The sequence below is a fragment of the Legionella brunensis genome, assembly GCF_001467025.1.
GTDB lineage: Bacteria > Pseudomonadota > Gammaproteobacteria > Legionellales > Legionellaceae > Tatlockia > Tatlockia brunensis.
Genome location: NZ_LNXV01000033.1, coordinates 185,635 through 206,230 on the forward strand (window position 1 = coordinate 185,635; position 20,596 = coordinate 206,230).

A 20,596-nucleotide genomic window follows, 5' to 3' on the forward strand; every position below is an offset into this window, starting at 1 on the left:
CGAAAGACATATGTCTTTCGTGTCGAATTCCGACTACTTAGGATTCGTTAGAGTACAAAAATCGTACTTAACCGCTACTTCCGTCAGAGATGCTTTTACATCTTCCAATGAGTAGTTTAAATCTCTGGCAGCTGAAAGTACCCCACACCCCCCTTCGTCAAAGGTTGAAGATGGAGTCCAATAGTCCATATTAGCTTTCACCATAACATCAAAAGCTTTACGGGTATTCCAATCCGGTTTGTTAGCCAGAATATAAAATAAATGATTAAACACACCACTGGAAAAATGAACGTCTAAACCACTATTGTATTCATCAGCAGTATCAATAGATATACCATCACGACTTGGTTTATCCATATAACGTAAAGCTTCCCAACCACTATCTTCTTTCATAATCTCAGCACCAATTTGCCAACTGCTGCTTCCTGTCGAATAGTACTCAGCTGCTTGGGCAGCCATGTCAGAAAACGCCTCATTCATGCCGCCTGATTGACCATAATACTCAAGATTTGAATGTTGCTCTGTAAATCCATGGCTAATTTCATGTCCACCAACCCCTAAAGAAACGAGTGGATACATCATGCTTTCGCCATCGCCAAAGGTCATCTGCTCACCATCCCAATAAGCATTTTCATACCCTTCGCCGTAATGAACTCGCATGACTAACTGCATGGGTGAACCATCAGACTTGGTTAAAGCTTCAACGCCATACCAATCATGATACATATGCTTAATGACATGACCAGCATAAAGAGCATCATTGGTAGGTGAAAAAGCACCATTGTCCCTATCGTAGCCATCTCCTTTGTAACCAGTCCAGAATGTAAGATCGCCATCTACAGGCTTCTTACAGTTAAATTTCATAGGTCTATTCTTGGAGAAATATTCATGCCCCATATCAACCACTTTGACATGAGTATTTTCCATATAACAAGTACCACCTCGTTTTTCACGCGTAATCTCTAACAAGGGATAATTTTTACCATAAGCATATTCACCAACTTTGTGATTACCACCAAACCCCATCCCCTTTGCTGCAACACGAGCTGTTTTGATATCATTCCACTGAACAAACGGCTTATGAGACTTAGCGTCAACAATAGCTGTAGGTCTTTCAGGAATTTTGTCAGTATGACGTACAAAAATGCTAACCTTATATGCCCAATGCGCCTGATGTTGCTGATCAATATAAACAACTGGCGTCACTTGCTCAGCACTAACATCCTTATTTTTATACTGGCCTTTAAACTCTTGCAAAGCTAATTGACCATTTGCAACAAAATCTGTTGCTGGTTGACCCAATTCTTGCTGTAAACCACGATAGACTATACCGTTCATTGTCGCGTTCTGCTGCCCCCGCAACAAACCATTCACAGTGCTCTTACTATGAACAATTGCATAACCACCAATCACCGGGAACCCTGCATATTGTTGCTGCATGCGAATGTGAGTGACATGATTTACGTCAGTGTGTTGCTTTAGAAATTGCAAATTATCAACAGAAACTGCAGTAGCCTGCTTCACACCAGGAAGTGAAAGGTGGAATTGCTGTTGTAAATTTTTAAATGACTCTGCTTGTAAAGAAATTGGTTCAGCTGCCTTGGCAGACGAAGCCATTGTTAGCGCCAAGCAAGCGACTAGAGGTGATAAATAAAAATTAGGGTGCTGCATTAATCTACTCCTTAAATATATGAGGCAATCTCATCCGGGAGTGCCTTGTTGTTAACATTTTCCATACCTAGAATTAACTAAAGTTACCGTTAGGAAAACCGGTGTAACAACTATCCTTGAAACATATCCCGCTGAGACTGAGTTTTTCGAATTTTAGATTAAGCAAAATTTCCGTGAGGTTGGCCTAGCTAAAATCCAAGCATCAATCTTAACAGGGTATTGGTCAAACTAACACAGTTTTTCCTTTTTTCAAATTGACAATTTAAAACTTCGAGGGCCTTTGCTGCTAGACATTCAGCGTATTTTATGCAAAAACGTTGAACTTATTGATAATAAATATTTGCCCAAAACCATTTTTGAGTAATAATTTCACATTTGCGACTGAGATCCTGGAATTGAGTACTATCACTACAAACATTGAATTAGCAATCGCCCATCTAAGACAAGGGGACATTGTTGCCATCCCCACCGAAACCGTCTATGGACTCGCAGGCAATGCCGAAAATGAAGCAGCTATTCGCAAAATTTATACATTAAAAAACAGACCACTAAATCATCCGCTAATTATGCACGTTGCCCAGCATTGGGATTTATCAAAGTGGGTATCATTTCTTCCAGACTATGCACAAACTCTAATTCACCACTTTTGGCCAGGCCCATTGACCTTGGTGTTGAAAAGTAACATCACTGCGGTTAACCCTTTAATAACTGGTGGACAAGATACAATAGCCTTACGTTGCCCCAAGCATCCAATAGCACAAAAGCTGTTAACAGAGCTAGGTTTTCCTTTAGTTGCCCCCTCTGCCAATCCATTTGGGAAAATAAGTCCAACAACGGCAGAACACGTTCGTGATAGCTTTAAAAAAGAAGAGCTGCTTATTCTTGATGGAGGGCGCTGTCAAGTTGGTATTGAGTCGACTATCCTTGCTGCGATAGAGCCAGAGCATTATCAAATTTTGCGGCATGGCGTCATTACTGAACAAGAAATTAAAGCGATTCTTCCTCTAAGGGCCTCAGAAGGGGAAAGTACCATCAGAACCCCTGGAAAATTAGCCAGTCATTACCAACCAGAAAAACCCCTGTATTGTTTTACTGATATCAACGCAATTCAACAATTTTGCCAACAGACCAATGCTCCTGTTTATGTCCTCTCTTTCTCTGATTTAACTAATTATCCATCACATTTGTATTATAAGCTCCCCCCCTCCCCAGACAAGACAGCGTTTGAATTGTATTATCAGCTGCGTTGCGCTGATCAATCGGAGGCCACTTTTATTGCCATTGAATTGCCGCCGACTAGTGAGGGCTGGGAAGGAATTAGAGAGCGAATTCTAAAAGCTAGTCACCGCTAATTTCATTAAATTAATAAACATTTTCAAAATGATAGGGTCTGTTTACAATTCGCTAGCTTAAGTCGAAAAGCCTTGATTTTTGAGCAACGAAGTACAGAAAATCAATTTTTTTCGACCAAGATAGTAGAATTGTAAACAGACCCTAATTTTCTTTGGCAAGGTGCATTAACACTTGCGCAGGTGTCACTTTATCTCCTTTCTGACAAAATATTCCTGCAACCATTCCATTAAATGGCGCCTGGATTTCTGTTTCCATCTTCATTGCTTCAAGAACCAATAACGCTTGACCTGTGGTTACTTGTTGTCCCACCTCCACATTGAGATTAACAATGGTTCCGGGCATCGCAACCGTAATATCTCCAGGGCCTGAGGTTCTTTTTTTTCCAGACGTCGTCGGCACTTCATCAAATTCCTCCAAATTGATTATCACCTCTTCTGGCACACCATCTACCCAAAGGAAACAAGCCTGTTGACTTCCTTCACGTTCGCCGTAACCAGCTACCTTAACGTGGTAATTTTCTCCATGAAGTGTAATATCAAACTCTGAAAGTGTACTTCCCTGGGCAGCCGTCGTCTTGTTAACAAGAGGCTCTGGTAAAAGGGCATTATTTTTTCGTTGTTCTAAAAATTGCTTGCCAATCTCAGGAAACATGGCATAAGAGAGAATATCTTCATCATTGTCAGCTAGCTCCCCAATCTCCTTACGTAACCTCTCTAATTCATTAGGAATTAAATCTGCGGGTCTTACATCGATAACTTCAGTATGACCAATAGCCTTCTTGCGCAAACTGGGGCTAATCTTCCCGGGAGCTGCTCCATACTTACCCTGACAATATAATTTGACTTCGTTAGTAATGGTTTTATAGCGCTCCCCCGTTAAAACATTCATTACAGCCTGAGTACCCACGATCTGAGAAGTAGGTGTTACCAATGGTGGATAACCCAAATCATGACGTACACAAGGAATCTCAGTATGAACTGCATTAATTTTATCTAGCGCTTGTTGTTCTTTTAATTGGCTATATAAATTTGAAATCATGCCTCCCGGCACTTGATATACTTGCACTCGTGGGTCGATATCGTGTGCTTCACTTTCAAACTGATGATATTTTTTACGCACTTTTTTAAAATACTCACCAATATCAAGTAGCAAATTTAAATCCAAGCCCGTATCAAATTCCGTGCCAGCTAATGCAGCAACTAGTGGTTCAGTCGCAGGATGAGATGCCCCACCTGAAAAAGAAGAAATTGCCGTATCAACATGATTACAGCCAGCCAACACAGCCTGGTAATGACACACGCTGGCAAGCCCAGAGGTAGAGTGGCTGTGAAGATGAATTGGTAATTTGGTTGCCTCAGCCAAAGCCTCATATAAAGTGACCGTAGCAGTCGGTGTCAATAAACCTGCCATGTCCTTTATGGCAATACTGTCACATCCCATATCAGCAAGGGCTTTGCCTAGCTCAACAAAATTTTCTAAAGTATGCACAGGGCTCGTTGTATAGCAAATAGCACCTTGCGCATGTTTTTTATTAGCTTTCACTGCCTCAAAGGCGACACGTAAGTTGCGAACATCATTTAATGCATCGAAAACACGAAAAACATCAATGCCATTATTGGCAGCCAGTTTTACGAAAGACCGCACCACATCATCTGCATAATGACGATAACCCAGCAAATTTTGGCCACGAAGTAGCATGGATAAACGGGTATTTGGGAGGGCTTTCCGTAATTGCCGTAATCGTACCCAAGGATCTTCCTTTAAAAAGCGCAAACAAGCATCAAACGTTGCTCCGCCCCACACCTCCATTGCCCAAAAACCTACTTCATCCATTTTTGGACAGGCAGGCAACATATCTTCGGTACGCATGCGCGTAGCGATTAAACATTGATGCGCATCGCGCAAGGTAACATCAGTTATATGTGTAGTTGCCATAAAATCAATCCATTGCTCATCAGAGTCTATTTTAATAGAACCTCATTGCTAACCAATATAATAAAGTAGCAATCAAGTAAACGATGCTACTTAAGCAAGAAGTAAGTCTTCTATAAAGTTATTGCAAAGCTTCCTTGATGTACAGCATCAGTTCGTATAAATCGCTAATTGAAACTTTTCCTCCCTCACGGAAGCTAGAGGGTTTCCACATTGAATTGCTCAATCACCAATTCAGGTGATGTTGCATAAAATTGACATAACTCTCGTCTTAACCGTTCTGCTCGCTTTGGCAAACCAACTTCACAATAGCTTATCACTTGTTGATAAATCGCTTGCTTAAAGGCTGTTACATCCAAGGGAGGCCCATTCAGATTATCAATGCTAATACGAAAACGATATCCGGCGGCAACTGAGAGCAACCACTCCAAAGCTTGAGGTTTAGCTTCTACTTGCTGAAAAATCATTTGTTGCTCAGCATTTCGTCCATCAGGCTCATACCAATACCCATAATCAATTTGCTCTCTACGATCTTTCCCCGCAATTAACCAGTGTGCGCACTCATGAAGTGCACTGCTAAAAAAGCCATGGGCAAAGATAATGGAATGATAAGACCGAGTACCATCAGCAGGTAGATAAATTGGCTCATCATCACCTTTAACTAATTTTGTGTTGTACTTTGCAGCAAAACAACGGTTAAAAATTGTGATCAAATCTTGATATTGATGCCTATCACTCAATACACTGTCTCCCCTCAAAATGGTGATTTTAATTTGAGCATGCCCCTAATTACCAGTAGCTATTAGCAATCACCATCTCTTTTTAAAGAAATAAGAATTATCCTGCCGCCCCTAGTTTTTATTAAAACCGGCTATCATGCCGACATCATGCCGATATCCTCGGACATCTAGACATTATTACAAAGTTCAGGCAGAATCCCTTCAATTTTGTCAAATCACCTCATGATGAAAAAAATACTTGTTCTTCACGGACCAAACTTAAATCGTCTAGGACTTCGTGAACCTGAAGTTTACGGCTCAACAACCTTAAAAGAGTTAGATGTCCTGCTAAGTCAGGAGGCTAAAGCTTTGGGGGTTTCCCTTACCAGTAAACAAAGTAACAGTGAAGCAGAGTTGATTGACCTAATTCACCAAGCAGCCGATGATAAAGTGGATTATCTGATAATAAACCCGGCAGCCTTCACCCATACCAGCATTGCCATACGCGATGCCTTACTAGCAGGAAAGCTTCCTTTTATTGAAGTTCACATTAGTAATGTTTACGCCCGTGAACCTTTTCGCCATCATTCTTATTTTTCCGATATCGCCACAGGCGTTATCAGTGGGTTAGGAGTTAAGGGATATTCCCTAGCTCTGCAAGCAATTGTCAATGAATTAAACTAATAGAGAGTCATTATCAATGGATATTCGCAAAATCAAAAAGTTGATCGAATTATTAGAAGAAACGGGTATTTCCGAAATTGAAATCAAAGAAGGGGAGGAGTCCGTTCGCTTAAGTCGCCATAATTACTCGATAGAACAGCCCACTCAAGTACGTTATGTCGCCCCAGCCCCTCAACCGGCCGCCCAACCTGTTGCCGCAGCTCCAGCTGCTGTTGTGAATGATAATAAGGTCATGTCAATTTCTGCAGGTCATAAAGTACGTTCCCCTATGGTAGGAACGATGTACACATCCCCTTCTCCTGATGCAGCACCCTTCGTGACTATAGGTCAATCCGTTAAAATAGGTGACACGCTTTGCATCGTTGAAGCCATGAAGATGTTTAATGAAATCGAAGCCGATCGTGCTGGAAAAGTCATCGAAATTCTGGTGGCTAATGGTGAACCAGTTGAATATGACCAACCCCTATTTGTCATTGAAGAATAAGAGAGTAATTGATGCTCAGTAAAATTGTTATCGCCAATCGTGGCGAAATTGCCCTTCGTATTTTACGTGCTTGTAAAGAACTTGGCATTCAAACTGTTGCGGTACACTCTGATGTAGATAAAGATTTACTCCATGTGCGACTTGCTGACGAAACCGTATGTATTGGGCCTGCTAGTTCTCAAAAAAGCTACCTGAATATCCCAGCAATTATCTCTGCTGCAGAAATTACCGATGCCGTTGCAATTCATCCTGGCTATGGCTTCCTGTCTGAGAATGCAGACTTTGCTGATATTGTTGAACAAAGTGGTTTCCGCTTTATTGGCCCTCGAGGTGATACCATCCGCTTAATGGGTGATAAAGTATCTGCGATTGCCGCTATGAAGAAAGCAGGAGTCCCTTGTGTTCCTGGCTCTGATGGCCCCTTACTTGAAGATGATGAGCGCAATCTTGAATTGGGGCGCAAAATTGGTTATCCAGTGATTATCAAAGCAGCTGGAGGGGGCGGTGGACGAGGGATGCGCGTCGTACACAGTGAAGCTAATTTGCTCAATGCCATTGCCTTAACTCGTAGTGAAGCTAAAGCCGCTTTTAACAACTCCATGGTATACATGGAAAAATTTCTAGAAAATCCACGTCATGTAGAGTTTCAAGTGCTTGGTGATGGCAAAGGAAATGCGATTCATCTAGGTGAGCGCGACTGCTCCATGCAACGCCGACACCAAAAAGTAATCGAAGAAGCCCCAGCACCCGGCATTAGCCCTGAGTTACGCGAAAAAATTGGTGAATCTGTTGTCAATGCCTGTCGCGAATTAAAATATCGTGGTGCAGGTACTTTTGAATTTTTGTATCAAGACGGTTGTTTTTATTTCATTGAAATGAATACCCGCATTCAGGTTGAACACCCAGTTACAGAAATGATTACGGGGATCGATATTGTCAAAGAGCAGATCAAAATTGCCAGTGAAATGCCCTTTACCTTGAAACAAGAAGATATCAAATTCCACGGTCATGCTGTTGAATGCCGTATTAACGCTGAAGATGCAAGAACATTTATGCCTTCACCGGGCACTATACGTTTACTGCACCAACCTGGTGGCCCTGGTATTCGCTTTGATTCCCATATTTATAGCAGTTATACTGTTCCACCTAATTACGACTCCATGATAGGCAAATTAATCAGCTACGGAGAAACGCGTGCAGAAGCCTTTGCCAGAATGCGTAATGCTCTTGATGAAATTATTATTGACGGCATTAAAACAAACATCGAATTACATCAGCGCATTTTAAGGGACAAGGCGTTTATGCAAGGCGGGACTAATATTCACTACCTCGAAAAAATGTTGAAGGAATAATCCGTGTGGTATGAGTTAAAAATTGATCAATGCCACCGTGATGACGTGGAACAATTAAGCGAAGCGCTAGAAGAAACTGGCGCTTTATCCATTACCCTGACTGATAAAAATGATGTGCCCGTACTGGAGCCTGAGCCCGGAACTACACCATTATGGCCCGATGTCATTATCAATGCCCTCTACACCGAAGAACAAGATGCTCAGCATGCCTTACAAGCATTAGCTAATCAGTATTCAACTCTGCATTTCTCTATTCAAGCATTGCCAGATCAAGACTGGGAACGTGCTTGGATGAAAGATTTTAAGCCGCAACGATTTGGACAAAACTTATGGATTTGCCCTTCATGGCTCGAACCTCCAGAGCCTGAGGCGGTGAATTTAATCCTAGATCCTGGATTAGCCTTTGGCACCGGCACTCACCCAACCACCTCACTTTGTTTAACCTGGCTGGATCAGGCTCCATTACAGGGTAAAACAGTGATTGATTATGGATGCGGGTCAGGAATTTTGGGTCTTGCTGCCTTAAAGCTTGGCGCAGCAAAAGTTTATGCAGTTGATATTGATGAACAAGCTTTGCAAGCCACATTAAACAATGCAACAGCGAATGTTAACGATCCGTCTCAACTACATATTAGCTTTCCTGATAGTTTGGACATAAAAGTCGATATCGTTGTTGCTAACATTTTGCTATCCCCTCTTTTAAGCCTACAAAGTAAATTTAAAGATTTGCTTAAAGAGAATGGAACCTTGATAATCTCTGGAATTTTGGAAGAACAAGCGGCTTCGTTAATTGCAGCTTATGAAGTTAATTTTCATCACCGCAGTTCTCAAAACATAGACGGCTGGTCTTTGTTAGTTTTCACCCGCCGGTAACATACCTGCGGCAAGACGATGTGTTTAACCGCGAATCTAGAGTCTGTTTACAATTCGCTAGCTTTTTGGCCAAAATAGTAGAATTGTAAACAGGCCCTATAATTTCATTTAATGTAGAGTTTACAACTATGACTAAGCAGGATCTTATCCCATTTTTCCCTAAAAGAGCTTTGTTAAGTGTTTCTGATAAACGCGGCATCGTAAAACTAGCAAAAGCACTCCATGAACGCAGCATTGAACTAGTCGCGACAGGCAATACAGCAGCTCTTCTTCATGAGCATAACTTACCGGTTACGGATGTTAGTTCTTGCACGATGTATCCGGAAATGCTGGATGGACGTGTCAAAACATTGCATCCTGCTATTCATGCTGGCTTACTAGCTCGCGGCAGTAAAGATGAAATTACCTTGCATGAACATCAAATTGAGCGTTTTGATTTATTGATTGTCAATTTATATCCATTTGAACAAACCATTAGTAATCATGATTGCGATTTTCAAAAAGCCATCGAAAATATCGACATTGGTGGACCAGCCATGATTCGCTCAGCAGCTAAAAATCACGCCCATGTTTTTGCCGTCGTCACACCTGATGATTATGATACGTTAGAGACTTATCTAGAGCTTAATAAAATTCCTAAAGACTGGGGATTTTTACTAGCCAAGAAAGCTTTTGCACATACTGCAGCCTATGATGCAGCCATTGCCAACTATTTAGGTACCTTAAATGAAATGAAGGAGCCAGCAGGTTTTCCTTCCGTTTTAACTTGCCAATTTAAAACACAATATGAATTGCGTTATGGGGAAAATCCTCATCAACAAGCTATTTTTTACCGTGATAAAAACCCACCACAAGGTTCATTAGCCACTGCAGAGTGCATTCAAGGTAAGCAGCTTTCCTACAATAACTTACTTGATGCTGATGCAGCTTTTGATTGTGTTCGTTCATTTCCAATGGATGCAGTAACTTGTGTGATTGTGAAACACGGGAACCCTTGTGGAATCGCTATTAGTGATACAACTGCCAATGCTTATTTACGCGCTTATCAGACAGATCCTGTGTCCAGTTATGGTGGGATCTTAGCATTTAATCGCCCCATTGAAGAGGAAACAGCACAAGTTATTCTTGAGAAGCAATTTGCTGAAGTCATTATTGCCCCAGCCATTACTAACGCCGCAAAAACTATTTTTGCCACCAAACCAGCAATCAGAATCTTAATCGCAGGAGAGTGGCAAGCCAATCATGAATCGAAATTAGATATGCGTAGTATTCATGGTGGATTATTAGTACAAGAGCATGATGATTGTTTATTTGATAGCAATACTCTCACCGTTGCTACTGAGAAAAAACCTTCTGAACAACAAATGCAAGATTTAATGTTTGCATGGATAGCTGCTAAACACGTTAAATCGAATGCCATTGTTCTTGCAAAAAATGCTGCCACTATTGGCATAGGTGCAGGCCAAACGAGCCGAGTGATGAGTACTCGCATTGCTTTATGGCAAGCTCAAGAGGCTGATTACTCTACTGAAAAAGCAGTTTTAGCATCCGATGCGTTTATTCCTTTTGCCGATACAATTGAAATGGCTGCAAGTGCTGGAGTTAGTGCTATCATTCAACCAGGTGGTTCTATTCGCGATAAACAAGTTATTGCAGCAGCAAATGCCGCTGGAATTTCAATGGTGTTTACTGGCTATCGCCACTTTAAACATTAATAAAACTTTCAACTAGAGTTTATTTACAATTCGCTAGCTTGAGTCGAAAGCCTTGATTCTCGAGCATCGTAGCGCAACATACATGAAGTATGTGAGCAACGAAGCATAGAAAATCAAGGCCTTTTCGACCAAGATAGTAGAATTGTAAACAGACCCTAATACCTATCATGATTAAGCGCTTTATAGATATCCATAAACGTGGAAACGCGATTAATATCAATTGGAACACGTAAGCGGCGTGCAATATCACTTGCTGAAAGAATACCGCGAATATAATGAGTTGCTTCTTCATCCCTCACTAAGAAATGCTGCTTACCTTCATTCTTTAATGTTTCAACTACATCCCTAATTTTGGCGCGCTTTAAATCATTAAAAGCAATTGCTTTTAATTGACTTCTTGGGGTCATCACTTCGCTAACCAAGATCTGATCCCTGGGAGTATGATGCGAAAGCGCCATTATCTTTTCACCAATTAAGTCGGCATAGGCCAGCGTACCAACAAATTCATCTTCTCTTAGAACAAGTTTCAACTTCACATGAGTTTTCTTCATTAAGTCTTCTGCTGTTGCCACATCCAGCGAATCTTCAATAACCAAAGGCGCTGTTTTTTGGAAATCGGTAAAAATATCCAATGCAGGGGAATCTAATGTGATTTGAAAAGCTTCTTCTGGGGTAATCAAATAATCAACTTTACTAATATCATAGGTTTTTAAAATCATAATTATTGCTTCCTTGTACAAAATCAGTTGACAGTTTCAGTTGCCTAGTATCAGTCGCTCTAAACCTCCATATCTTAATTATTTCATAAAGTTGGGATTTTGTCCTGGAGAATATCTACCATTAAATTTGACAAGATACCCCCATGTGGTATATACCCTATAGGGTATCTTGGAGAAAACGCATGTCAAAGAATCCAACACATGAAAAAGAGTTACCCCGTATCAACCGCATCATTGGGCAGCTTGAGGGGATTAAACGAATGATCGAAGAAAAGCGTTACTGCGTTGATATTATGACGCAATTAAGAGCCTCTCGTAATGCCCTTAAAACCGTTGAGCTTAGTGTATTAGAAACGCACATAGGCCATTGTCTCGCAGAGGCGTGTATCTCAGGTAGCGAACAGAAAACTGAACGAATTCGCGAAATTATGAATTTACTACAAAAGTATGAATAGGTGAGTTATGAATCACGAACATCATCAACATCATGACAAAGATACGGAGCAAAAGCACTCTTGTCATAGTTCACATCATGTATCGCCAGTGAAAAAATCGGCCACGAGAGATCTTGGAAAAGCAATTTATACATGCCCGATGCATTCTGAAATTCGTCAAGATAAACCCGGTAATTGCCCTATTTGTGGCATGGCTTTAGAGCCTGAATCAATCTCCTTAGAAGAAGAAACCAACCCTGAATATGCCGACATGCATCGCCGTTTCTGGGTAGGACTAGTTTTATCGTTACCTGTTTTCGTGCTTGCCATGAGTGAAAATCATCTCTTTACTAGTTTGCCGGCCAAGCTTTCTTTGTGGATACAATTTATCTTGGCAACACCCGTGGTTTTATGGTGTGGATGGCCTTTTTTCCTTCGTGGCTGGCAATCACTGAAAACAGGGCATTTAAATATGTTTACTCTTATTGCCATGGGAACAGGGGTAGCCTGGGGTTATAGCGTTATAGCAACCTTATTTCCACAACTCTTTCCAGCCAGTTTTCATAATGAATATGGCCTTGTCGCTGTTTATTTTGAAGCAGCAGCAGTCATAACCACATTGGTATTATTAGGCCAAGTCCTAGAACTTAAAGCGCGTGAAAAAACTGGCGGCGCTATCCGTGCTTTATTAAAACTAGCTCCGGATACTGCTCATCGACTTGATGAACATAACAATGAGAGTGAAATTAGCCTTAATGAGATTGCTGTAGACGACAGGCTACGTGTTCGACCTGGCGAAAAAATTCCTATCGATGGTGAAATTATTGAGGGCTATAGCAATATTGATGAATCAATGATTACAGGTGAACCCATCCCTGCCAGTAAAGAAGTCGGTTCACAAGTTATTGGCGGCACCATTAATCAAACGGGCAGCTTTATTATGAAAGCCACCCACGTAGGCGGCGACACCATGTTACAACGTATTGTACAAATGGTTAGTGAGGCACAACGTAGCCGTGCGCCTATTCAGCGTTTAGCAGATTCCGTTGCTGCCTGGTTCGTCCCTATTGTCATTTTAATTGCGCTTCTTGCCTGTGTTCTCTGGTTAATCCTTGGTCCACAGCCTGCCATTAGTTATGGTCTAATTGCCGCCGTTTCCGTTCTTATTATTGCTTGTCCTTGTGCTTTAGGATTAGCCACCCCTATGTCCATTATGGTAGGCATTGGCAAAGGAGCAGGCAGTGGAGTCTTGATTAAAAATGCAGAAGCTTTGGAACGTCTGGAGAAAGTAAATACTTTGGTAGTGGATAAAACAGGGACTCTCACAGAAGGGCATCCAAAGTTAACGCAAATTATCACCACAAAGCACCCTGAAGAAGAGATTATGGCTCTCGCCGCATCTTTAGAAAACAATAGTGAACATCCTCTAGCCCGAGCTATTGTTTTAGCTGCCAAAGAAAAGGGGTTAACCCTGTCAGTCACTTCAAATTTTGATGCCCCCTCCGGTAAGGGAGTGCGTGGCGTAATCAATAACCAATCTATTGCCATCGGTAATGCCTTGTTAATGAAGGAAGAGCAAGCTGACATTTCATCTTTACAAACTAAAGCGGATGAATTGCGAGCAGAGGGAGCTTCCGTTATGTACATGGCAATTGAACATGAGATTGCAGCTATTTTAGTTATTGAAGATCCAATTAAAGCAACCACTCCGGCTGCTCTTAAAGCCTTGCAAGAGGAAGGCCTTGAGATTGTAATGCTAACGGGTGATAACAAAAAAACAGCAGAAGCCGTTGCAGCAAAACTGGGAATTAAAAATGTGGTTGCTGAGGTTTTGCCGGCAGATAAAAGTCGTATTGTGAGTGAATTACAAAATAAAAACAAACTCGTTGCCATGGCTGGTGACGGGGTAAATGATGCCCCAGCCCTTGCCAAAGCCGATGTAGGTATTGCAATGGGTACTGGGACAGACGTTGCGATAGAAAGTGCTGGGGTTACCTTGCTCCACGGCGATTTACATGGCATCGTTAAAGCTCGGCGCCTTTCTGAATCTACCATGCGTAATATTCGCCAAAATCTATTTTTTGCTTTTATTTACAATGTGTTAGGCATCCCTGTTGCTGCCGGAATTTTATATCCTTTTGTGGGTTTACTATTAAACCCTATGATAGCAGCTGCCGCGATGTCACTAAGTTCTGTCTCAGTTATCGTGAATGCTTTACGCTTACGATGGGTTCAATTATGAGAATAGGCGTGTTGGGTTTCAAAATGGCCACTTGTTTTTTGATGGGCGGACTCATACTCCCTTTAGGAAGCTTTGCCACTAACACATTGAATCTTAATCAATTGGCTAAAATTGCGATTCAAAATAATAAGGACTTAAAAGCCGCCCAATACAATGTTTTTCTGGCAACAGCACGTATAAAGCAAGCTGGTTTGTGGCCAAATCCAAGTCTACAAATTGCCAATTCAGACGACCATTTTTTTACGAATGAGGGAGAATATTCTCGCAGCGTGGGATTTACTCAAGCATTTCCCATTTCTGGACGATTAGCGAAGCGAAAAAATGTTGCACGAGTTGACATTGCTATTGCCATGGCAGAAATAAGGAATGCCAAGCGACAACTTAGAGGACAAGTTGCAAATAGCTTTTATGCGATTCTCATTACCGATGAACGTTTAAAACAATTAAACGGTCTACTGAATATCAATCAGCAATTAATGCAGGTTAGCCAGAAACGTTTTCTTGCTGCCGAGGTTTCTGAACTGGATGCCAACACAGCCAAGTTAGAGTATCAACGTCTATTGCAGGAGAAACAAGTATTAGGAAGTTTACGGATTAACCAAGTTTCACAATTAAATCAACTGTTAGGTCGCAGTAAGCAAACCCCATTATTACTTGATAGAACCTTGCCGAACCTAATCCCTCTTCCCAACCTAACCCAACTGCAAGCCAATGCCTTACAACATCGGCCGGAGATGCAGATAGCCTGGTTAAATTTTAATCGTGCCCAAGCTGATCAACAACTTGCCCGTGCTGAACGATGGGCAGATTGGACCGTCGGTTTAGGAGTGCAGCAAGATAAAATCTTTGTTGATGGGGCTGCAGCACAAAAACCTGATCGCGCACTTAATATCAATATTGCTATTCCCCTCCCATTATTTAATGCCAATCAGGGTCGTATCCAGGAAACTACGTTTGCAGGAACGCAAAATCTTATGAAGATTAAAGCCCTTAAGTTAGCAATAAAAACGGAAATAGCCAGCAATTATGGACAAGTACAAGCGTTACAAACTGCTTTACGCCAATCGCAAGCCGGAGAAACCTTTAAGCTTATAAATCGTAACGTGGAGCTGGCAAGAGAAGCTTACAAAAACGGACAAATCTCTTTGTTCGAGGTTTTGCAAATTCAACGGCAGCAAAATGAATTGCAAACGGCCAAGCTCAATACTCTTGAAAAATACCTACAAGCAGTAACACAACTATGCACAGCGCTAGGCAATAATCGTCTTACCCTATGCCCCCCTTTCTCAGAAAGAAGGACTTTAAATGCATCCATTCATCATGAAGTTTGTTAAATCAACGCAACACGCTTTAGGCAGGTTAACTTTTTTAATTACTGCTTGCTATAGCATTGCAATTTTTGCTCATGGTGAAAAAATAGAAATTTCTGAAGAGCCACACGGTCCTGTAGTCTTAACGAAAGAACAAGAAGAAATCATTGACTTAAAACTTGCCAAGGTAAGCCAACAACCTCTTTCACAAATACTGGGTTTAAATGGCGAAATTCAACTCTTACCTAATGAACAAGCGGATGTCAGCGTAAGGATTAGTGGTAACGTTTCTGCCTTATACGCCAATCTAGGTGATCATATAAAAATTGGACAACCTTTAGTAAAGGTGCAATCGCGATTAATAGGCGACCCACCTCCGAGTGTTGTTATTAACTCCCCTATGTCCGGTATTATTGACGCCCGTAATGTCACCCTGGGACAAGCCGTTGAACCGAATACGGTATTGTTCCATATTAGTAATCGTCGCCGTCTTATCGCAGTTGCCAAGGTATATGAAGAAGATTTAGGCAAGGTGAAGATAGGGCAAAAAGCATATCTTCATGTCTTAAGTTATCCTAAACAAACCTTTCTTGGGAAAGTCATCTTGATAGAACCGAATCTTGATTCCATTACAAGAACCGTCAATGTTCAAATTATTCTTGATAACTCACAAGATTTACTCAAGCCAGGAATGTTTACACGCGCTAATCTTATTTTGCAAGAAAATGAAGATGCGTTGACTATTCCCAATGCAGCCATTCTAGAAGCCAATGATGAAAAATTTGTCTTTCGCCGGGAAGGCAAACAATTTCAGCGTGTCATTATCAAAACTGGCATCAGTGATGAAATTAATACAGAAATTATTGAGGGGCTTGCTGCCGGTGATGAGGTGGTCATTCAGGGAAACCGACAACTTTATACACTTTGGCTAACAGGCGGACAACTGCCCACAACAGAGGATCATCAATAGATGTTTAATCGTCTTATCGCATGGTCACTTGCAAATCGCGCCTTGGTTTTGGCCCTTACCTTGGCATTATGCATTTTAGGAGGTTATACCTTACAAAAAATGCCAGTGGATGTATTTCCTGAATTTGCCCCTCCTCAAGTAGTGATTCAAACTGAAGCACCAGGGATGGCTCCCCAAGATGTCGAAGCCTTAATTACTTATCCACTAGAGAGTGTTATTAATGGCACTCCTGGGGTCACTGATGTACGCTCGCGAACTTCAGCAGGATTATCGACAATCACTGTAATTTTTGATGACAGTACAGATATCTATCGTGACCGACAGTTAATCAATGAGCGCATACAACAAATTGCTGGCAAATTACCAGCCAATAGCGCAGCTCCTGTCATGTTGCCTGTTATTTCAGCGGTAGGATGGATGTTGAAATATGCCTTGGTTAGCGACACGCTCTCCCCAGAAGAATTAAGAACTATTTCCGATTGGGTAATTCGCCCGCGAATATTAGCGTTAGGTGGGGTGGCTTCTATTGTTTCCTTAGGAGGCGAAGTCAAGCAATACCAAGTACTTTTGGATTCATCGCGCATGCTGGCTTATCGCCTTAGTGTTGAGGAAGTGCGGCAAGCTTTAGAAAATTCAAATCGCAATGTGCCTGGAGCTTTTCTACAAAAATCAGGCCGAGAGTTAATTGTTGGTACTATCGGTCGCATAAAAACATTAGAGGATATCCGTAAAACCATTATCACCACTCGCCAAGGTATTCCAGTAACCATTGGTAATGTGGCAACCGTGACTTTCGGTGGCGAAATCAAACGTGGTGATGGTGCTTACGGCGCAAAAAATGCTGTCATTGGCACTATTTCCAAATCCTATGGCGCAGATACGTTAACAACCACCCATAAAGTAGAAGCAGCTTTAGCTGAAATCAAAGCATCTCTGCCACCTGGAGTGCAGTTAACAACCGATGTTTTTCGACAAGCGAATTTTATTGAGGCCGCAATTAAAAATCTAAGCATTGCTCTTCTAGAGGGTGCATTAATTGTTATCGCGGTATTATTTGTTTTTTTAATGAACGTACGAGCTTCATTCATTACCTTTCTTTCCATGCCAATCTCTTTCATGTTTGGCATTTTGGTTCTGCATCTCTTTGGTTTTGGCATTAATGCAATGACTCTGGGGGGCATTGCCATCTCCATTGGAGAAGTCGTCGATGACGGCATAATTACCGTAGAAAACGTCGTGCGGCGTTTACGCTTAAATCGCTTATCTTCCAAGCCTATATCAAGTCTAACCCTCATTTTTGATGCTGTGCTTGAAATTAGAAACTCTGTTATCTATGCAACAATTATTGTAAGTTTGGTATTCATACCTATTTTTTTCCTCTCAGGTGTCTCAGAAAAAATCTTCAGCCCATTAGCAATTGCTTATATCGCTTCTGTTTTAGGCTCGCTCGTTGTCTCCATTACGGCAGTCCCAGCTCTTTGCTACTTACTTTTGGTCAATAAGAACGAGAAACTAAATGATGCTAATATAAAATTACACGAATTCACCAATAAAGAGCGCTTAAATTTTGAAAAAAAACAACTGCCTAGTACGGAAGAAAAAGAAACTCCCTTCGTGCTTTGGCTTAAATCTCATTTTCAACGCATTCTCCAGTGGTCAATTAATCATTTCTGGATAATTGTCAGTTCTGCGGTTGCTGCATTGATTTTTACCTTAAGTCTCCTCCCATTTTTTGGCACAGCCTTTTTACCGGAATTCCATGAGGGAAATTTTATTATTGCCATGACCACCTTGCCCGGCACCTCTGTTGAAGAGTCAATGCGCTTAGGAACACAAGTACGTAAACGTTTATTAAAATATCCTCAGGTTATTTCCATTTCGCAACGTGCAGGTCGTAGTGAGCTAGATGAAGATGCTCTGCCTCCCAATGTCAGTGAATTTGATCTCTATCTTGATTTTGATAAGGACAAAACCATGCCACCGGCAGAACTATTAAGGCGTATCCGTCAAGATTTAGCATCAATTCCTGGAGCAGTTTTTAATGTCGGCCAATTCATTGCCCATCGTATGGATGAGGTGCTTTCTGGTGTTCGCGCTCAGGTCGCCATAAAAATCTTTGGTGATAATTTGACAATACTTAATCAATTAGGTGACTCGATTGCCAAACTACTAAAAGAGATCTCTGGAATTGTTGACATTAACAAAGAACAACAAATCAATGTACCCCAATTAGTCATTAAAATTGATCGGGAAAAAGCAGCCTACTACGGAATTAATATTGGCCAAATTTCTGAAGACATCCAGATTTTACTTAATGGTGTGCGAGTTTCGAGTGTTCTTGAGGGTCAACGTAGTTTCGACCTTTATCTGCGACTAGCTGAGTCTGGACGACATAGTGTTAAAGCCGTTCAGGACATGTTAATTGATGCTCATGGAATTAACTCCCAAGGGACTGAAAAAATTCCTTTGCGTGCGGTTGCCGAAATTTCGGAGCAAGAGCAACCTTTTTTAATTAACCGCGAAAATGTGCAACGCATGGTGGTTGTTGCCTTTAATGTACAAGAAAGTGATTTAGGCTATGTGATTCGCGAAGTTAAGCAATTAGTTAAAGAAAAAGTAAAACTTCCCTCAGGTTATTTTATTCAATATGGGGGACAGTTTGAAAACCAGCAGCAGGCAGCACGCACCATTATGCTTTTAGGGGGCTTGGCAATTCTTGCAATGCTCTTACTTTTATATAAAGCATTCGGCACTTTAAGAGAGGCTTTTTTAGTACTTTTTAATCTTCCTTTAGCCTTAATTGGCGGTGTTCTATCACTCTTTATTGCCAGTGGTGAAATGAGTATTGCAGCCATGATTGGCTTTATCACCCTTTTTGGTATTGCTGCTCGCAACGGTATCATTCTCGTTGCTCGTTACAACCAATTACATGCCCAAGGTAAACCTTTACAAGAAGTGATAATGCAAGGCACCTTGGATAGGTTAATTCCCGTATTAATGACAGCTGCTACTGCAGCTTTAGGCTTAATCCCTTTATTGTGGGGGTCACCCGTTGGCAAAGAATTAGAACGCCCACTAGCGCAAGTATTATTAGGAGGGCTTTTCACTTCAACGTGTTTGAATATGATTGTTGTACCTACTGTTTATAATTTTCTTGAACAACGACGAACCCAGAGGTGTAATCAATCCTAAGCAGATTATTCGTTTTCTCGCTTACTCTGGGAGTTAACGTAAAACCATTAATTTATTAATCGGAGACAGCATTTGTGAAAAAAATCAGCAGCCTTTTTCTATTGATGAGCTTAATTTATCATCCCTCAATCGCAGATATGCAATCCCACCATCAGATGAAACATCCGCCCCTTAATGCTGTGATGGCAAAATCACCAGCAATTCATTTAACTATCGAAAAAATTGTGGATAAACATGACAAAAAATTGGTTTTTTTTAAACTAACAGACAGCACCAGTAATAAGCCAATTCACTTAAATGAGCTTAAAGAAGTGCATACACAAAAAATTCATTTATTGGTGATTGACGATAGTCTTTCTGACTATAGCCATGCCCACCCCAAAGCCACTCTTGAGCCGGGAGTTTATCAATTCGAATGGCAACCGAAACGCAAAAATGCCATTTATCGAGTATGGGCCGACATAGTTCCCCTTAAAAGCAATACACAAGAATACATTATTGCTGATTTGTCACCATCTAAAAATTTTTACACTACCCTGAAAATTACTTCTAAACCATTTTATGAAAGTACGGTCAATGGTTTTCAATTTAAGCTGACTTTTGACAAAACCAAGCTTGAGGTTGGTAAACCTGCTATGGGTAAAATTATTGTTACGGATGCACAAGGAAACCCTATACATACTCTCGAGCCTGTTATGGGCGCCTTTGCTCATATTGTCGGCTTTAATGATGATCTAAAAACCGTTGTACATATGCATCCTATGGGGCAAGAGCCTAATACAGCAGGAGCTCGCGGTGGTCCTGAACTGCAATTTCACATTGAACCTGGAAAAGCAGGATTCGTTAAAATATTTGCTCAGGTAAAAATTAATGGACAAGAAATTTTTGTCCCTTTCGGCATTGTCATCAATAGTTAAAAGTTGATAGTCACCCTTTCATTGAGGGG

16 protein-coding genes are annotated in these 20,596 nt (G+C 41.2%); 12 read left to right on the top strand and 4 right to left on the bottom strand.

Going from position 1 to position 20,596, the window contains the following annotated elements; translation table 11 throughout:
- Positions 1–33: 33 nt before the first annotated feature.
- Entirely contained in the window at positions 34–1,671 is a 1,638-nt protein-coding gene (proA, locus tag Lbru_RS12145) for a zinc metalloprotease ProA (RefSeq protein ID WP_058442401.1), read from the bottom strand.
- Between the two features lie 395 nt (positions 1,672–2,066).
- On the opposite strand from proA, the gene Lbru_RS12150 reads away from it, so the two are divergent.
- Positions 2,067–3,023, top strand: coding sequence for an L-threonylcarbamoyladenylate synthase (locus Lbru_RS12150; protein ID WP_058442668.1), 957 nt, complete (start codon positions 2,067–2,069; stop codon positions 3,021–3,023).
- Between the two features lie 142 nt (positions 3,024–3,165).
- On the opposite strand, the gene oadA is transcribed toward Lbru_RS12150, so the two are convergent.
- Together oadA and Lbru_RS12160 are read right to left on the bottom strand one after the other, a co-directional pair.
- A complete protein-coding gene (gene oadA, locus Lbru_RS12155) occupies positions 3,166–4,959 on the bottom strand; it encodes a sodium-extruding oxaloacetate decarboxylase subunit alpha (RefSeq protein WP_058442402.1) in 1,794 nt (597 codons plus the stop codon).
- A 194-nt stretch (positions 4,960–5,153) separates the two neighbouring features.
- The gene (locus Lbru_RS12160) at positions 5,154–5,696 is read right to left on the bottom strand and encodes an elongation factor P hydroxylase (RefSeq protein ID WP_058442403.1); all 543 of its coding nucleotides are present in this window, start codon (positions 5,694–5,696) and stop codon (positions 5,154–5,156) included.
- A gap of 225 nt (positions 5,697–5,921) precedes the next feature.
- On the opposite strand from Lbru_RS12160, the gene aroQ reads away from it, so the two are divergent.
- From aroQ to purH, 5 genes are all read left to right on the top strand, one after another.
- Positions 5,922–6,359, top strand: a complete 438-nt coding sequence (gene aroQ, locus Lbru_RS12165; protein WP_058442404.1) for a type II 3-dehydroquinate dehydratase — start codon at positions 5,922–5,924, stop codon at positions 6,357–6,359.
- Positions 6,360–6,375: 16 nt separating this feature from the next.
- A complete protein-coding gene (gene accB / locus Lbru_RS12170) occupies positions 6,376–6,843 on the top strand; it encodes an acetyl-CoA carboxylase biotin carboxyl carrier protein (RefSeq protein WP_058442405.1) in 468 nt (155 codons plus the stop codon).
- An 11-nt stretch (positions 6,844–6,854) separates the two neighbouring features.
- The gene (gene accC, locus Lbru_RS12175) at positions 6,855–8,195 is read left to right on the top strand and encodes an acetyl-CoA carboxylase biotin carboxylase subunit (RefSeq protein WP_058442406.1); all 1,341 of its coding nucleotides are present in this window, start codon (positions 6,855–6,857) and stop codon (positions 8,193–8,195) included.
- 3 nt (positions 8,196–8,198) lie between these two features.
- Positions 8,199–9,068 (top strand): 50S ribosomal protein L11 methyltransferase, encoded by an 870-nt coding sequence (prmA, locus tag Lbru_RS12180; RefSeq protein ID WP_058442407.1) that lies wholly within the window; start codon positions 8,199–8,201, stop codon positions 9,066–9,068.
- 128 nt (positions 9,069–9,196) lie between these two features.
- Entirely contained in the window at positions 9,197–10,783 is a 1,587-nt protein-coding gene (gene purH / locus Lbru_RS12185; protein ID WP_058442408.1) for a bifunctional phosphoribosylaminoimidazolecarboxamide formyltransferase/IMP cyclohydrolase, read from the top strand.
- Positions 10,784–10,938: 155 nt separating this feature from the next.
- Here purH and Lbru_RS12190 read toward each other — a convergent pair whose 3' ends face one another.
- Positions 10,939–11,502 (bottom strand): CBS domain-containing protein, encoded by a 564-nt coding sequence (locus tag Lbru_RS12190; RefSeq protein WP_058442409.1) that lies wholly within the window; start codon positions 11,500–11,502, stop codon positions 10,939–10,941.
- 182 nt (positions 11,503–11,684) lie between these two features.
- On the opposite strand from Lbru_RS12190, the gene Lbru_RS12195 reads away from it, so the two are divergent.
- From Lbru_RS12195 to Lbru_RS12220, 6 genes are all read left to right on the top strand, one after another.
- Positions 11,685–11,957: a metal-sensitive transcriptional regulator gene (locus tag Lbru_RS12195; RefSeq protein ID WP_058442410.1), complete on the top strand. Its 273-nt coding sequence runs from the start codon at positions 11,685–11,687 to the stop codon at positions 11,955–11,957.
- 7 nt (positions 11,958–11,964) lie between these two features.
- On the top strand, positions 11,965–14,178 hold the full coding sequence (locus Lbru_RS12200) for a copper-transporting P-type ATPase (RefSeq protein WP_058442411.1): 2,214 nt from the start codon (positions 11,965–11,967) through the stop codon (positions 14,176–14,178).
- Positions 14,175–15,512 (top strand): TolC family protein, encoded by a 1,338-nt coding sequence (locus Lbru_RS12205; RefSeq protein ID WP_238583881.1) that lies wholly within the window; start codon positions 14,175–14,177, stop codon positions 15,510–15,512. The genes Lbru_RS12200 and Lbru_RS12205 overlap by 4 nt, the downstream gene beginning before the upstream one ends.
- Positions 15,484–16,458: an efflux RND transporter periplasmic adaptor subunit gene (locus Lbru_RS12210; RefSeq protein ID WP_238583882.1), complete on the top strand. Its 975-nt coding sequence runs from the start codon at positions 15,484–15,486 to the stop codon at positions 16,456–16,458. Before Lbru_RS12205 ends, Lbru_RS12210 begins: the two co-directional genes overlap by 29 nt.
- Positions 16,459–19,650, top strand: coding sequence for an efflux RND transporter permease subunit (locus Lbru_RS12215; protein WP_058442412.1), 3,192 nt, complete (start codon positions 16,459–16,461; stop codon positions 19,648–19,650).
- Between the two features lie 74 nt (positions 19,651–19,724).
- Positions 19,725–20,567: a hypothetical protein gene (locus tag Lbru_RS12220; RefSeq protein WP_058442413.1), complete on the top strand. Its 843-nt coding sequence runs from the start codon at positions 19,725–19,727 to the stop codon at positions 20,565–20,567.
- Positions 20,568–20,596: the final 29 nt, after the last annotated feature.